At 71.2% G+C, this 13,405-nt stretch carries 14 protein-coding genes; 6 read left to right on the forward strand and 8 right to left on the reverse strand.

The annotated features are described in order from the left end of the window. The first annotated feature begins 51 nt into the window (after window positions 1–51). The 4 genes from acs to OG386_RS20970 all read left to right on the forward strand — a co-directional run bounded on the left by acs (window position 52) and on the right by OG386_RS20970 (window position 5,144). Window positions 52–2,049, forward strand: a complete 1,998-nt coding sequence (acs, locus tag OG386_RS20955; protein WP_328789426.1) for an acetate--CoA ligase — start codon at window positions 52–54, stop codon at window positions 2,047–2,049. Window positions 2,050–2,229: 180 nt separating this feature from the next. Next, a complete protein-coding gene (gene nhaA, locus OG386_RS20960) occupies window positions 2,230–3,669 on the forward strand; it encodes a Na+/H+ antiporter NhaA (protein WP_405790776.1) in 1,440 nt (479 codons plus the stop codon). A gap of 60 nt (window positions 3,670–3,729) precedes the next feature. After that, window positions 3,730–4,188, forward strand: coding sequence for a phage holin family protein (locus OG386_RS20965; RefSeq protein WP_328789428.1), 459 nt, complete (start codon window positions 3,730–3,732; stop codon window positions 4,186–4,188). Beyond that, window positions 4,185–5,144, forward strand: a complete 960-nt coding sequence (locus OG386_RS20970) for an alpha/beta fold hydrolase (RefSeq protein WP_328789429.1) — start codon at window positions 4,185–4,187, stop codon at window positions 5,142–5,144. The genes OG386_RS20965 and OG386_RS20970 overlap by 4 nt, the downstream gene beginning before the upstream one ends. Window positions 5,145–5,525: 381 nt before the next feature. Here the strand turns inward: OG386_RS20970 and OG386_RS20975 are convergent, their stop codons facing one another. From OG386_RS20975 to nth, 3 genes are all read right to left on the reverse strand, one after another. Further along, the gene (locus tag OG386_RS20975; RefSeq protein WP_328789430.1) at window positions 5,526–6,728 is read right to left on the reverse strand and encodes a MarP family serine protease; all 1,203 of its coding nucleotides are present in this window, start codon (window positions 6,726–6,728) and stop codon (window positions 5,526–5,528) included. A 13-nt stretch (window positions 6,729–6,741) separates the two neighbouring features. Continuing rightward, window positions 6,742–7,464, reverse strand: coding sequence for an NUDIX hydrolase (locus tag OG386_RS20980; RefSeq protein ID WP_328789431.1), 723 nt, complete (start codon window positions 7,462–7,464; stop codon window positions 6,742–6,744). 209 nt (window positions 7,465–7,673) lie between these two features. Next, complete coding sequence (nth, locus tag OG386_RS20985; protein ID WP_266594470.1) at window positions 7,674–8,522, reverse strand: endonuclease III; 849 nt, start codon at window positions 8,520–8,522, stop codon at window positions 7,674–7,676. Window positions 8,523–8,791: 269 nt separating this feature from the next. Between nth and OG386_RS20990 the strand changes: the two genes are divergently transcribed. Beyond that, complete coding sequence (locus OG386_RS20990) at window positions 8,792–9,466, forward strand: Crp/Fnr family transcriptional regulator (protein ID WP_003981529.1); 675 nt, start codon at window positions 8,792–8,794, stop codon at window positions 9,464–9,466. Between the two features lie 205 nt (window positions 9,467–9,671). Beyond that, window positions 9,672–10,478, forward strand: coding sequence for a nucleotidyltransferase domain-containing protein (locus tag OG386_RS20995; RefSeq protein WP_328789432.1), 807 nt, complete (start codon window positions 9,672–9,674; stop codon window positions 10,476–10,478). Window positions 10,479–10,506: 28 nt separating this feature from the next. On the opposite strand, the gene OG386_RS21000 is transcribed toward OG386_RS20995, so the two are convergent. The 5 genes from OG386_RS21000 to OG386_RS21020 form a co-directional block, all read right to left on the reverse strand. Further along, on the reverse strand, window positions 10,507–10,806 hold the full coding sequence (locus OG386_RS21000; RefSeq protein WP_030009541.1) for a hypothetical protein: 300 nt from the start codon (window positions 10,804–10,806) through the stop codon (window positions 10,507–10,509). Then, on the reverse strand, window positions 10,803–11,648 hold the full coding sequence (locus OG386_RS21005) for an MBL fold metallo-hydrolase (protein WP_327384043.1): 846 nt from the start codon (window positions 11,646–11,648) through the stop codon (window positions 10,803–10,805). Before OG386_RS21005 ends, OG386_RS21000 begins: the two co-directional genes overlap by 4 nt. Beyond that, a complete protein-coding gene (locus tag OG386_RS21010) occupies window positions 11,645–12,571 on the reverse strand; it encodes an NUDIX hydrolase (protein ID WP_328789433.1) in 927 nt (308 codons plus the stop codon). Before OG386_RS21010 ends, OG386_RS21005 begins: the two co-directional genes overlap by 4 nt. Before the next feature lie 192 nt (window positions 12,572–12,763). After that, window positions 12,764–13,234: a RidA family protein gene (locus OG386_RS21015; protein ID WP_030009544.1), complete on the reverse strand. Its 471-nt coding sequence runs from the start codon at window positions 13,232–13,234 to the stop codon at window positions 12,764–12,766. Continuing rightward, window positions 13,231–13,392: a DUF4177 domain-containing protein gene (locus OG386_RS21020; protein WP_007264966.1), complete on the reverse strand. Its 162-nt coding sequence runs from the start codon at window positions 13,390–13,392 to the stop codon at window positions 13,231–13,233. The genes OG386_RS21015 and OG386_RS21020 overlap by 4 nt, the downstream gene beginning before the upstream one ends. Between the last annotated feature and the right edge of the window lie 13 nt (window positions 13,393–13,405).

Raw genomic sequence — 13,405 nt, forward strand, 5'->3', positions numbered from 1 at the left:
TAAACCAATTCTCGGCTACCCCTTGTCACCTGGGCCGCTGACTGATGAGCTATGCCCGGGGACACAACGGACACCCTGGGAAAGGGAGATGTCGTGAGCAATGAGAGCCTGGCCAATCTGCTCAAGGAGGAGCGGCGGTTCGCACCGCCCGCCGATCTGGCCGCCGCCGCCAATGTGACCGAGGCTGCGTATGCACAGGCCGACGCGGACCGGCTGGGCTTCTGGGCCGAGCAGGCCCGGCGGCTGACCTGGGCCACCGAGCCGACCGAGACGCTCGACTGGACGAACCCGCCCTTCGCGAAGTGGTTCGCGGACGGCAAGCTCAACGTCGCGTACAACTGCGTGGACCGCCACGTCGAAGCCGGCAACGGCGACCGCGTCGCCATCCACTTCGAGGGCGAGCCCGGCGACAGCCGCTCGATCACCTACGCCGAGCTCAAGGACGAGGTCTCCAAGGCCGCCAACGCCCTGACCGAGCTGGGTGTCGAGGCCGGCGACCGCGTCGCCGTCTACCTGCCGATGATTCCCGAGGCGGTCGTCGCGATGCTCGCGTGCGCCCGTGTCGGCGCCGCGCACTCCGTGGTCTTCGGCGGTTTCTCCGCCGACGCCGTCGCCTCCCGCATCCAGGACGCCGACGCCAAGCTGGTCATCACCGCCGACGGCGGCTACCGCCGCGGCAAGCCCACCGCCCTGAAGCCCGCCATCGACGAGGCCGTCGCCAAGTGTCCGCAGGTCGAGCACGTGCTCGTCGTGCGCCGCACCGGCCAGGACACCGCCTTCTCCGAGGGCCGCGACCTCTGGTGGCACGACGTGGTCGGCCGGCAGTCCGCCGACCACACCCCGCAGCCGTTCGACGCCGAGCACCCGCTCTTCATCCTCTACACCTCGGGGACCACGGGTAAGCCCAAGGGCATCCTGCACACCTCCGGCGGCTACCTCACGCAGGCGGCGTACACCCACCACGCGGTCTTCGACCTGAAGCCGGAGTCCGACGTCTACTGGTGCACCGCCGACATCGGCTGGGTGACCGGGCACTCCTACATCGTCTACGGGCCGCTCGCGAACGGCGCCACCCAGGTGATGTACGAGGGCACCCCCGACACCCCGCACCAGGGCCGGTTCTGGGAGGTCGTCCAGAAGTACGGGGTGACCATCCTCTACACGGCGCCCACGGCCATCCGCACGTTCATGAAGTGGGGCGACGACATCCCCGCGAAGTTCGACCTGTCGAGCCTGCGCGTACTGGGCTCGGTCGGCGAGCCGATCAACCCTGAGGCCTGGATCTGGTACCGCAAGCACATCGGCGGCGACCGCTGCCCGATCGTGGACACCTGGTGGCAGACCGAGACCGGCGCGATGATGATCTCCCCGCTGCCGGGCGTCACCGCCACCAAGCCGGGCTCCGCACAGCGCGCCCTGCCCGGAATCTCCGCCACCGTCGTGGACGACGAGGCGCACGAGGTCCCGAACGGCGGGGGCGGCTACCTGGTCCTCACCGAGCCGTGGCCGTCGATGCTGCGCACCATCTGGGGCGACGACCAGCGGTTCATCGACACCTACTGGTCGCGCTTCGAGGGCAAGTACTTCGCGGGTGACGGCGCCAAGAAGGACGACGACGGCGACATCTGGCTGCTCGGCCGGGTGGACGACGTGATGCTGGTGTCCGGCCACAACATCTCGACCACCGAGGTCGAGTCGGCCCTCGTCTCGCACCCCTCGGTCGCCGAGGCGGCCGTGGTCGGCGCCAACGACGAGACCACCGGTCAGGCCATCGTCGCCTTCGTCATCCTGCGCGGCAGCGCCTCCGAGACCGAGAACCTGGTCGCGGACCTGCGCAACCACGTGGGCAGCACCCTGGGCCCGATCGCCAAGCCCAAGCGGATCCTGCCGGTCCAGGAACTGCCGAAGACCCGCTCGGGCAAGATCATGCGCCGTCTGCTGCGCGACGTGGCGGAGAACCGCGCGGTCGGTGACGTCACCACGCTCGCCGACTCCTCGGTCATGGACCTGATCCAGTCCAAGCTGCCCGCCGCCTCCAGCGAGGACTGACACGGGCCGACGGGCCGATCGGGCTCGGGAGGGCGTCCGGTGCGCAACGCGCCGGACGCCCTTTTCGCGCATAAAGTGATGATCGCCGGATACGCCCTCGGTTACACCCTGTAAGATATTGAAAGCATCAAGAAAGTCCACAGGGTGAGCCGGGAAGTCTGGTCGGCAACTGCATTCGTCATGCCGTCGACCAACCGGAGGTTCCCTTCCGTGGCCACGCCCAACCCGACCGAACCCCAGCGCCGCAAGTTCCTCGGCCGGCTCTCGCTACCCGAGCACCGCTTCGTGGCCGATGCCCTGCGCGCCGAGACCGTCGGCGGCGTGCTGCTGCTCGTGGCCACGATCTGCGCCCTGGTCTGGGCGAACACCCCTGCCCTTGCGGCCAGCTACCAGACCGTCAGCGACTTCCACATCGGCCCCGCCGCCATCGGCCTGGACCTGTCCATACAGCACTGGGCGGCCGACGGCCTGCTCGCCGTCTTCTTCTTCGTCGCCGGTATCGAGCTCAAGCGCGAGCTGGTCGCGGGCGATCTGCGCGACCGCAAGGCCGCCGCCCTCCCGGTCATCGCCGCCATCTGCGGCATGGCCGCCCCGGCGCTGGTCTACGCCCTCGTCAACCTGCTCGGCGACGGCTCGCTGGCCGGCTGGGCGGTCCCGACCGCCACCGACATCGCCTTCGCGCTCGCCGTCCTCGCGGTCATCGGCACCTCGCTGCCTTCCGCCCTGCGCGCCTTCCTGCTGACCCTCGCCGTCGTCGACGACCTCTTCGCGATCGTCATCATCGCGGTGTTCTTCACCAGCGACATCAACTTCCTGGCCCTCGGTGGCGCCGTCGTGGGCCTCGCCCTGTTCTGGTTCCTGCTGCGCCGAGATGTCCGCGGCTGGTACGTCTACGTCCCGCTCGCCCTGGTCATCTGGGGCCTGATGTACAACAGCGGGGTCCACGCCACCATCGCCGGTGTCGCCATGGGCCTGATGCTGCGCTGCCACCGCAAGGAGGGCGAGGAGCAGTCCCCCGGCGAGCACATCGAGCACCTCGTACGGCCCATCTCGGCCGGGCTCGCCGTACCGCTCTTCGCGCTCTTCTCGGCCGGAGTCTCGCTCTCCGACGAAGCCATCGCCCAGGTCTTCACCCGGCCGGAGACCCTCGGCGTCGTCCTCGGCCTGGTCGTCGGCAAGGCCGTCGGCATCTTCGGCGGCACCTGGCTGGCCGCGCGCTTCACCAAGGCGGAGCTGAACGAGGACCTCGCCTGGCCGGATGTGTTCGCCGTCGCCTCGCTCGCCGGCATCGGATTCACGGTCTCGCTGCTGATCGGCGAACTCGCCTTCACCGACGACCGGACCCTCATGTACGAGATCAAGGCCGCGGTCCTGATCGGTTCCCTCATCGCTGCGATCGTCGCCTGTGTCCTGCTCAAGCTCCGCGACCGCAAGTACAGGGCGCTCACCGAGGCCGAGGAGCGCGACGAGGACCTCGACGGCATCCCGGACATCTACGAGGAGCACAATCCCGCGTACCACCTGCGGATGGCGGAGATCTACGACGAGAAGGCCGCGGAGCACCGCCGCAAGGCCGAAGCGGCGGCCGCGTCCAGCATCGAGGGCGACGGTCCGGCATGATCTGACTGGGACCGGCGGCGCAGGACAGCCGCCGGCAGCTGACGACAGAGGGAGAGAGCGATGAGCGCAGTGGACCAAGGGGCGCAAGGAGTCGAGCGCACGCTCGGCCAGCTGGTCGCCTCGGCCACCGCCGAGATGTCCGCCCTGGTGCACGACGAGATCGCCCTCGCCAAGGTGGAGATCAAGCAGGACGTCAGGCGCGCGGGCATCGGCAGCGGTGCCGCGATCGTCGCCGGGGTGCTCGTGCTCGCCTCCGTACCGATGCTGAGCTTCGCCCTGGCTTACTGGATTCACACCTCCGGGCTCGGGCTCCCGTGGTGCTTCCTCATCGTCGCCGGGGTGTTCTGGCTGCTCGCGGGCGTGGTCGGGCTGCTCGCCTACGGCAAGTTCAAGAAGGTGAAGCCGCCGGTGAAGACCATCGAGGCCGTCAAGCAGACCGCCGCGCTGGTCGGGACCGTCAAGCCGCACCCGCGGCCGGTAAGTGACAAGGCTGTGGGTGTGGCACGCTCGTCCTCATGACAGCGCCCACGCCGGACTCCAGCGTTCCTCCCACAGCTGCCACGGCGGTACGGCTCGACCTCCCCGGCGGGCGGGCGGTGACGCACCGGGACGTCGCCGCGAACGGCGCCCGCTTCCACGTCGCCGAGCTCGGTGACGGGCCGCTGGTGCTGCTGCTCCACGGCTTCCCGCAGTTCTGGTGGACCTGGCGGCACCAGATGGCCGCGCTCGCCGACGCCGGGTACCGGGCGGTCGCGATGGACCTGCGCGGGGTCGGCGGCAGCGACCGCACCCCGCGCGGATACGACCCCGCCAACCTGGCGCTCGACATCACCGGAGTCGTACGGTCCCTCGGCGAGCCGGACGCCGCGCTCGTCGGGCACGACCTGGGCGGGTACCTCGCCTGGACGGCAGCCGTGATGCGGCCCAAGCTGGTGCGCCGACTCGTGGTCTCCTCCATGCCGCATCCGCGCCGCTGGCGCTCCGCGATGCTGTCGGACTTCGGTCAGACCCGGGCGAGTTCACACATCTGGGGCTTCCAGCGGCCGTTCGTTCCCGAGCGGCAGCTCGTCGCCGACGGCGGGGCACTCGTGGGGGAGCTGATCCGGGACTGGTCGGGGCCGCGGCCGCCCGAGGACGAGGATCTGGCCGTGTACCGGCGGGCCATGTGCATCCCGTCCACCGCGCACTGCTCGATCGAGCCGTACCGCTGGATGATGCGGTCGATGGCGCGGCCCGACGGAATCCAGTTCAACCGGCGGATGAAGCGTCCGGTGCGGGTGCCGACGCTGCACCTGCACGGCTCGCTCGACCCGGTGATGCGTACGCGCAGCGCGGCCGGTTCCGGTGAGTACGTCGAAGCCCCGTACCGCTGGCGGCTGTTCGACGGGCTCGGACACTTCCCGCACGAGGAGGACCCGGTCGCCTTCTCGTCCGAGCTGGTGAACTGGCTCAAGGACCCCGAGCCGGACCGCTGACGGGACGCCAGGCCCTTCCGCCGCCGTACGGGCTGCGGAACGGGCCGCGGCCCCGGCGACCGTCCCCTGACGGGACGGGAGTTCGATCGTGCGCTTGTCTTACGAGCATTCAATTGCCTGGCGCATAGGCCAATTGGCCGCCCCTGACGGGGTTACGGACCTTGGGCCACGGGCAGAGCTCGGAGTATGAGCTGGACGCACGACTACGGTGACACCGCGCACGAACGCCGCTCGGCAGCTACGCCGGGCACCCACGAGAGGGCCGGCCGACACGGCCACGACCCCCGCCTCGGGATTCCGCTCATCCTGCGCCGACGGGCCCGCTGGGTCTCCGCGCGCCTGCGCCATCCACGGACGTAGGGACCCGGCGGGAGCGGCGCCTCAGAGCGCGCAGCCCTGGCTGTCGACGCGGCGCACGGCGTCCTTGCCGACCCGGATGTCGTCGCGGATCTCGTCCGCCGTCAGCACGTAACCGGTGTTGGGGTCGTCGAGGGACTTCGCGAAGACGACTCCGTACACCCTGCCTTCGGGCGTCAGCAGCGGTCCGCCGGAGTTGCCCTGGCGGACCGTCGCGAACAGCGAGTAGACGTCCCGTCGGACCGTACCCCGGTGGTAGATGTCCGGGCCGTTGGCGTTGATCCGCCCCCGGACTCGGGCCGATCGGACGTCGTACCCGCCGTTCTCCGGGAAGCCTGCGACGATCGCGTCGTTGCCGCTCGCCGCGTCCTTCTCGGAGAACTCCAGGACCGGGGCCTTCAGCTTCGGCACGTCGAGGACGGCAATGTCGCGCGCCCAGTCGTAGAGCACGACCTTGGCGTCGTACAGCCTGCCCTCGCCGCCGATCTGGACGGTCGGCTCGCTGACCCCGCCGACGACGTGCGCGTTGGTCATCACCTTGCCGGGTGCGAAGACGAAGCCCGTGCCCTCCAGCACCTTGCTACAGCTGGGGGCGGTACCGACGACCTTCACGATCGAGCGCTTCGCCACCTCGGCGACGGGGCTGCTGACGAGCGTCGGGTCGGGCGCCTGCACCTCGGTGATGGGCTCGTTGGAGAACGGGCTGAACACCTGGGGGAAGCCGTTGCGCGCGAGGGTGGAGCTGAAGTCCGAGAACCAGGTGTTCGCCTGGTCGGGCAGCACCCGTGACACGCCGAGCAGGACCTTGGAGTTACGGACCTCCTTGCCCACGCTGGGCAGCGCCGTCTGGGCCACCAGCAGCCCGATCAACCACGCCACGAGCAGCATCGCCACCACGTTGACCAGGGCACCGCCGGTCGCGTCGAGCGCGCGCGCCGGCGACCAGGTGATCTTGCGGCGGAGTCTGCTCCCGAGATGGGTGGTCAGGGCCTGGCCGATCGAGGCGCAGATGATGATCACGACCACGGAGATCACGACGACCGTGGTGGATACCTTGGTGCCGTTGTCCGTCACCCGGTCCCAGACCAGCGGGAGCAGGGACACGGCGACGAGGCCACCGCCGAGGAAGCCGATCACCGACATGATGCCGACGACGAACCCCTGGCGGTAGCCGATGATCGCGAACCATACGGCGGCGAGCAGCAACAGGATGTCCAGCACGTTCACGTGGGCCACCGTCTCATGCGCGCCAGTCGAGCGGGACCTGTCGTGAGCGGTCCCACGGACGCTCCCAGCCCGCGAAGTGAAGGATGCGGTCGATCACTCCGGCGGTGAAACCCCAGACCAGAGCCGATTCGACGGTGAATCCCGGTCCCAGGTGGCCGCTCGGATGAACGGTCGTGACCCGGTGTTCGGGGTTCGTGAGATCGGCCACGGGAACCGTGAAGACCCGCGCCGTCTCGGCGAGGTCCACGGCTCCGACCGGGCTGGGATCGCGCCACCAACCGAGGACCGGGGTCACGACGAACTTGCTGACCGGAATGTAGAGGCGGGGCAGCACGCCGAAGATCTGCACGCCGGAAGGATCCAGTCCGGTTTCTTCTTCGGCCTCGCGCAGCGCGGCGAGCAGCGGGCCGGTGGTGTGCGGATCGCCGTCCTCGGGGTCCAGCGCGCCGCCGGGGAAGGACGGCTGGCCCGCGTGCGAGCGCAGGGTGCCGGCACGCTCCATGAGGAGCAGCTCGGGGCCGCGGGCACCTTCCCCGAAGAGGACGAGCACGGCGGACTGCCGCCCGCGGCCGTCCTCGGGCGGCAGGAAGCGGCTCAACTGCCCCGGCTGGACGGACCGGGCCGCCTCGACGACGGGGTCGAGCCACTCGGGCAGGCCGTCGGTGGTGACGGCCGGGCCGTCGCCAGGGCGGGCTCCCACCTTGGTTCCGGTCTCGTCCGGTGTACCGCGCGTCATAGGCACCCCTGTCCGCGTTGTCCTGTCCAGCACCATCTCCCACACCGCAAACGCAGTCCGGGTACCGATTCGTTCCTAAGTCCCCAAGTCCGCAGGCTTTCACGCCCCCGCACCCCTGCGCCGCGTCCCCGTTCGCCCCCGTCCGTCCCTGTCCGTCCCCCGTCCGCCTTCTCCCCGCTGCCCGCTGCCCGCTGCCCGCAGAGCACCCGTTACGGCGCCGCCACGGCCCCGCCCAGCGGCGGGGCCGGCAGGCCCGGGTAGTCCGGGGGCGGGGTCAGCCGCTGGCCCGGCTGACCGCCCTTCTCGTACTTGAGGAGCTTCTTCGCCTTCTCCGGGTCCGTCTCGCCCTCCCCGTACGCCGGGCAGAGCGGGGCGATCGGGCAGGCCCCGCAGGCGGGCTTGCGCGAGTGGCAGATCCGGCGGCCGTGGAAGACGACCCGGTGCGAGAGCATCGTCCACTCGCTCTTCGGGAAGATCGCGCAGATCTCCGCCTCGACCTTCTCCGGGTCCTCCTGCTCGGTCAGCTTCCAGCGGCGCACCAGTCGACCGAAATGGGTGTCCACCGTGATCCCCGGCACACCGAACGCATTGCCGAGGACCACGTTGGCGGTCTTTCGGCCCACTCCGGGCAGCTTCACCAGGTCCTCGATCCGGCCGGGCACCTCCCCGCCGAAGTCGTCCCGCAGGGCCTGCGACAGACCGAGCAGCGACCTCGACTTGGCCCGGAAGAACCCGGTCGGCCGGATCAGCTCCTCCAGATCCTCGGGAGCGGCCGCGGCCATGTCCTCGGGGGTCGGGTAGGCCGCGAAGAGGGCCGGGGTCGTCTGGTTCACCCGCAGGTCGGTGGTCTGGGCGGACAGCACCGTCGCGACGAGCAGCTCGAAGGGATTGCGGAAGTCGAGCTCCGGATGGGCGTACGGATAGATCTCGGCCAGCTCGCGGTTGATGCGCCGCGCCCTGCGCACCATGGCCAGGTGCGATTCTTGCTTGGCCGACTTCGGTTTCTTGGCCGAAACTTTGCCCTGAGGGGTGGCCGCAGCCCTCCCGGACGTCTTCACTGGGACATGTTCGCCCACGGCAGAATTTGGGGGCTCCGTCACTCCGGCGGACCCCTTGGCCTGTGCTCTCACCGGCTTATTGGACACCCGGCCAGCCTAAGGCCGGCCGCTGACACCCGCCCGGACCTCAGGTAACACCACTCCGATTGGCTCCTCGCCGCACAGCACGCCCGTCCGTCCGGCATCCTTGTGATTGATCGCACTGTTTGAGCCGTCCGGCAAAATGGGGAGCACGGTCCCCTGAGCTGGTCGACATAGGAGAGAGACTCGTGGACGACGTTCTGCGGCGCGCCCCGCTCTTCGCGGCGCTCGATGACGAGCAGGCCGCGGAGCTCCGCGCCTCCATGGGCGAGGTGACCCTCGCACGCGGTGACGCCCTGTTCCACGAGGGCGACCCCGGCGACCGGCTGTATGTCGTGACCGAGGGCAAGGTGAAGCTCCACCGCACCTCCCCCGACGGCCGCGAGAACATGCTGGCCGTCCTCGGCCCCGGCGAGCTGATCGGCGAGCTGTCGCTCTTCGATCCGGGCCCGCGCACCGCCACCGCCACCGCGCTGACCGAGGTCAAGCTCCTCGGCCTCGGCCACGGTGACCTCCAGCCCTGGCTCAACGCCCGGCCCGAGGTCGCGACCGCGCTGCTGCGCGCCGTCGCCCGCCGCCTGCGCAAGACCAACGACCAGATGTCCGACCTGGTCTTCTCCGACGTTCCCGGCCGTGTGGCGCGGGCGCTCCTCGACCTGTCGCGCCGCTTCGGCGTGCAGTCGGAGGAGGGCATCCACGTGGTGCACGACCTCACGCAGGAGGAGCTCGCCCAGCTCGTCGGCGCCTCGCGCGAGACCGTGAACAAGGCCCTGGCCGACTTCGCGGGCCGCGGCTGGCTGCGCCTGGAGGCCCGTGCGGTCATCCTGCTGGACGTGGAGCGCCTCGCGAAGCGCTCCCGCTGACGCCGGCCACGGCCGTTCGAAGGGGTCCTGCCCGACCGGGCACGGGCCCCTTCGCGCTTCCCGGACCCTGCAGCGCCTGCGGAACGGTCCGGGCCTGCGGAGCGCTCCGGAGGCCTGCCGAGCGGTCCGCAGGCCTCCGAGCGGTCCGGCCGACGCACGGCGTTCGGTCCGCCGCCCCGGGCGGGCAGCCAGGCACAGTGGAGCCATGGAGCACAGGGGACTGGACGCGTACGGGTACTTCGAGCGAGAGGGGTCCCTCGGTCGGGTGCAGGGCGAGTTCAAGGGCCTCGTTGCGGCCGCGCGGACCCGGACCGGCGAGGCGTACGGCCGACGGCTGCACAGCGCGTACCTCTACGGGTCAGTGCCGCGCGGGACGGCCCGGCCCGGGCGGTCGGACCTGGACCTGCTGCTCGTACTGCACCACGAGCCCTCCGAGGAGGACCGCGACACCGCCGAGGTGCTCGCCCGCGGGCTCGACGAGGACTTCCCGGAGGTCGACGGGGTCGGCATCCTGCTCCAGGACAAGGTCGCCGTGCTGAGCGAGGCGGAACGATTCGACCTGGGCTGGTTCCTCGCCTGCCTGTGCACCCCGCTGCTCGGCGCGGACCTGGCCGAGCACCTGCCGCGCTACCGGCCGGACAGCCTGCTCGCCCGCGAGACCAACGGCGACCTGGCCGACCTGCTGCCCGCATGGCGGACGCGGGTGCGGGAGGCATCGACCCCGCAGGAGTACCGGAAGCTGAGCCGCCTCTTCTCCCGACACCTGGTGCGCACCGCCTTCACGCTGGTCATGCCGCGGTGGGGCGGCTGGACCAGCGACCTCGGCGAGTCCGCGGAGATCTTCGGCATGTACTACCCGCAGCGCGCGGCACAGGTGGAGGCCGCGGCCGCCGTCGCACTGGATCCCGTAGCGGACCCGGAGGTGCTGCGCGGTTACGTCGAGGACCTCGGGCCGTGGCTGGCGGACGAGTACACGGCCCGGCACGGGACGAAGACGCCGCGCCGGGGCTGAGCGCCGCGGGCGCCGGCCCCGGGCCGGCTCAGGCCTTCTCGGCCGCGGCGAGGGCGTCGACGGCCAGCTTGGCCTCCGCCAGGCCCGCGCCGGTGATCCGCCGGTACTCCTTGATCGCCGAAATGTGCCGGTCGGCCCTCAGATGGGCCCGTACCTCGTCCATCCCGGCCGGCTCCGGTTCCTCGATGCCGAAGTGGTCCAGCACCAGGGCCAGGCGGCGCTCCATGCGGTCGGCCTTGTTCTGCAGGCTCTGCACCCGCAGCGTCACCGTCGAAGTGATCCATCCGGCCGTCGCGACCAACACGACCAGCAAGAACACGGTGTTCATTCAGGCCCTCCCGGGATCAGTCCGTGATCTTGAAGGTACTCCAGCTGCGCCCGGACGGACCACTCCGCGGCCGGCCACAGGGAGCGGTCCACGTCCGCGTAGACCTGGGCGACGACCGCCTCCGGAGTCAGGCAGCCGTTCTCGACGGCGGTCTCGACCTGGGCGAGCCGGTGCGCGCGGTGGGCCAGGTAGAACTCGACTGCGCCCTGCGCGTCCTCCAGGACCGGCCCGTGGCCCGGCAGGACCGTGTGCACCCCGTCGTCCACGGTCAGCGAGCGCAGGCGGCGCAGGGAGTCCAAGTAGTCGCCGAGACGACCGTCGGGGTGGGCGACGACGGTGGTGCCGCGACCCAGGATGGTGTCGCCGGTCAGCACGGCCCGGTCGGCGGGCAGGTGGAAACAGAGCGAGTCGCTGGTGTGGCCGGGGGTCGGCACCACGCGCAGCTCCAGCCCGCCGGTCCGGATCACGTCCCCCGCGGCCAGGCCCTCGTCGCCGAGGCGCAGCGCCGGGTCCAGGGCGCGGACGTTCGTACGGGTGAGCTCGGCGAAGCGGCCCGCGCCCTCGGCGTGGTCCGGGTGGCCGTGGGTGAGCAGGGTGAGGGCGATCCGCTTGCCCGCCTGTTCGGCGGTGGCGATGACCGCCCGCAGGTGTACGTCGTCCAGCGGGCCGGGATCGATCACGACGGCGAGGTCGGATCCGGGCTCGGACACCAGCCAGGTGTTGGTGCCGTCGAGGGTCATCGCGGAGGCGTTGGGAGCCAGGACGTTCACCGCGCGGACGGTCGCCGGCCCGGAGGTGACGACTCCGCGGGGCTGTCCGGGCAGTGCGGCGGCGTCGGTCATGCGGGGCCTCCGGGACCAGCGGAATCGGCGGGACGTCCGGGGCGGACGCGCTTGGTGAACTCGTCGTGCCCCGGCCAGCTGAGCACGAGCTCGCCGTCCTCCAGCGTGGCTTGGGCCAGTACCGGGGCGAGGTCCTGCTCGGCCGCGGCGGCGAGCGCGCCCCCGGCGCTCCCGTACGGCTCCAGCGACCGCAGCGTGGAGATGGTCGGCGGCATCATCAGCAGCTCGCCCTTGTCGTATCCGGCGGCCGCGTCGGCCGGGCGGATCCACACGGTCCGGTCGGCCTCGGTGGAGGCGTTGCGGGTGCGCTGGCCCTCGGGGAGGGCGGCGACGAAGAACCAGGTGTCGTAACGGCGCGGCTCGAACTCGGGGGTGATCCAGCGCGCCCAGGCCCCGAGCAGGTCGGAACGCAGCCGCAGGCCGCGACGGTCGAGGAACTCCGCGAAGGACAGCTCCCGCGCCACGAGGGCCTGCCGGTCGGCCTCCCAGTCGTCGCCGGTGGTGTCACCGACGATCTCGTCCGGGGTCTGCCCGGCGAGCAGGACGCCCGCCTCCTCGAAGGTCTCCCGTACGGCGCCGCAGACGATGGCCTGGGCGGTACGGGGGTCGGTCCCCAGCCGGGCCGCCCAGTCCTCCCGGGACGGACCGGCCCAGCCGACCTGGTGCTCCTCGTCGCGGGGATCGACCCCGCCGCCCGGATAGGCGTACGCCCCCCCGGCGAAGGCCATGGAGGCCCGCCTGCGCAACATGTGCACGGCGGGGCCGTCGGGGGTGTCGCGCAGGAGCATCACGGTGGCGGCGCGCCGCGGCTCCACCGGGACGAGCGAGCCGTCCGCGAGCGCGCGGATGCGGTCGGGCCACTCCGGCGGGTACCACTGGCCTCCGGCGGGGGGCTGCTGCTGACCATGCTGACCATTCGGCATGGCCGGATGCTACGGCCATCCGGCCCGATGTTCGAGGGTCCCCCGTCACGGGCGGCCGACACGGTGGCCGACACGCCTGGCCGGCACGCGTGGCCGGCACCGGCGATCCGGCCGCCGGGGAAGCACGCGGGACGGGCCGGGAACCGCGCGGCGCGCGACCCGGCCCGTCCCGGCGGAACCCGCCCCGAGGGGTCAGGCTCCGGCGACGAGCTCCACCTGGATCTCGACCTCGACCGGGGCGTCCAGCGGCAGGACCGCCACGCCGACCGCGCTGCGGGCGTGGACGCCCTTCTCACCGAGGACCTCGCCCAGCAGCTCGCTCGCACCGTTCAGCACGCCCGGCTGGGCCGTGAAGTCGGGGGCGGAGGCGATGAAGCCGACGACCTTCACGACACGCGCGATCTTGTCGAGGTCACCGACGACGGACTTGACGGCGGCCAGGGCGTTCAGCGCACAGATCGCCGCCAGCTCCTTGGCCTGCTCCGGCGAGACCTCGGCGCCGACCTTGCCGGTGATCGGCATGCTGCCCTTGACCATCGGGAGCTGGCCCGCGGTGAAGACGTACGAGCCCGACCGCACGGCGGGCTGGTACGCGGCCAGCGGCGGGACGACGCCCGGGAGCGTCAGGCCGAGCTCGGCCAGCTTCGCCTCTACGGCGCTCATGCCTTCTCCCGCTTGAGGTAGGCCACGAGCTGCTCGGGGTTGTTCGGGCCGGGCACGACCTGGACGAGCTCCCAGCCGTCCTCGCCCCAGGTGTCCAGGATCTGCTTGGTGGCGTGAACCAGCAGCGGGACCGTCGCGTATTCGAACTTCTTGGTCATGGGAGCGAGGGTA

It is taken from the genome of Streptomyces sp. NBC_00273 (genome assembly GCF_036178145.1).
Classification (GTDB): Bacteria; Actinomycetota; Actinomycetes; order Streptomycetales; family Streptomycetaceae; genus Streptomyces.

Excerpts from the sequence above, each read along its gene's own strand:
- OG386_RS21000 (WP_030009541.1), bottom strand. The coding sequence starts at position 10,806 with ATGAACACCGTGTTCTTGCTGGTCGTGTTGGTCGCGACGGCCGGATGG.
- OG386_RS20995 (WP_328789432.1), top strand. The coding sequence starts at position 9,672 with ATGGAGCACAGGGGACTGGACGCGTACGGGTACTTCGAGCGAGAGGGG.
- OG386_RS20965 (WP_328789428.1), top strand. The coding sequence starts at position 3,730 with ATGAGCGCAGTGGACCAAGGGGCGCAAGGAGTCGAGCGCACGCTCGGC.
- OG386_RS21015 (WP_030009544.1), bottom strand. The coding sequence starts at position 13,234 with ATGAGCGCCGTAGAGGCGAAGCTGGCCGAGCTCGGCCTGACGCTCCCG.
- OG386_RS21005 (WP_327384043.1), bottom strand. The coding sequence starts at position 11,648 with ATGACCGACGCCGCCGCACTGCCCGGACAGCCCCGCGGAGTCGTCACC.
- nhaA (WP_405790776.1), top strand. The coding sequence starts at position 2,230 with ATGCCGTCGACCAACCGGAGGTTCCCTTCCGTGGCCACGCCCAACCCG.
- OG386_RS20970 (WP_328789429.1), top strand. The coding sequence starts at position 4,185 with ATGACAGCGCCCACGCCGGACTCCAGCGTTCCTCCCACAGCTGCCACG.
- OG386_RS21020 (WP_007264966.1), bottom strand. The coding sequence starts at position 13,392 with ATGACCAAGAAGTTCGAATACGCGACGGTCCCGCTGCTGGTTCACGCC.
- OG386_RS20980 (WP_328789431.1), bottom strand. The coding sequence starts at position 7,464 with ATGACGCGCGGTACACCGGACGAGACCGGAACCAAGGTGGGAGCCCGC.
- acs (WP_328789426.1), top strand. The coding sequence starts at position 52 with ATGCCCGGGGACACAACGGACACCCTGGGAAAGGGAGATGTCGTGAGC.
- OG386_RS21010 (WP_328789433.1), bottom strand. The coding sequence starts at position 12,571 with ATGCCGAATGGTCAGCATGGTCAGCAGCAGCCCCCCGCCGGAGGCCAG.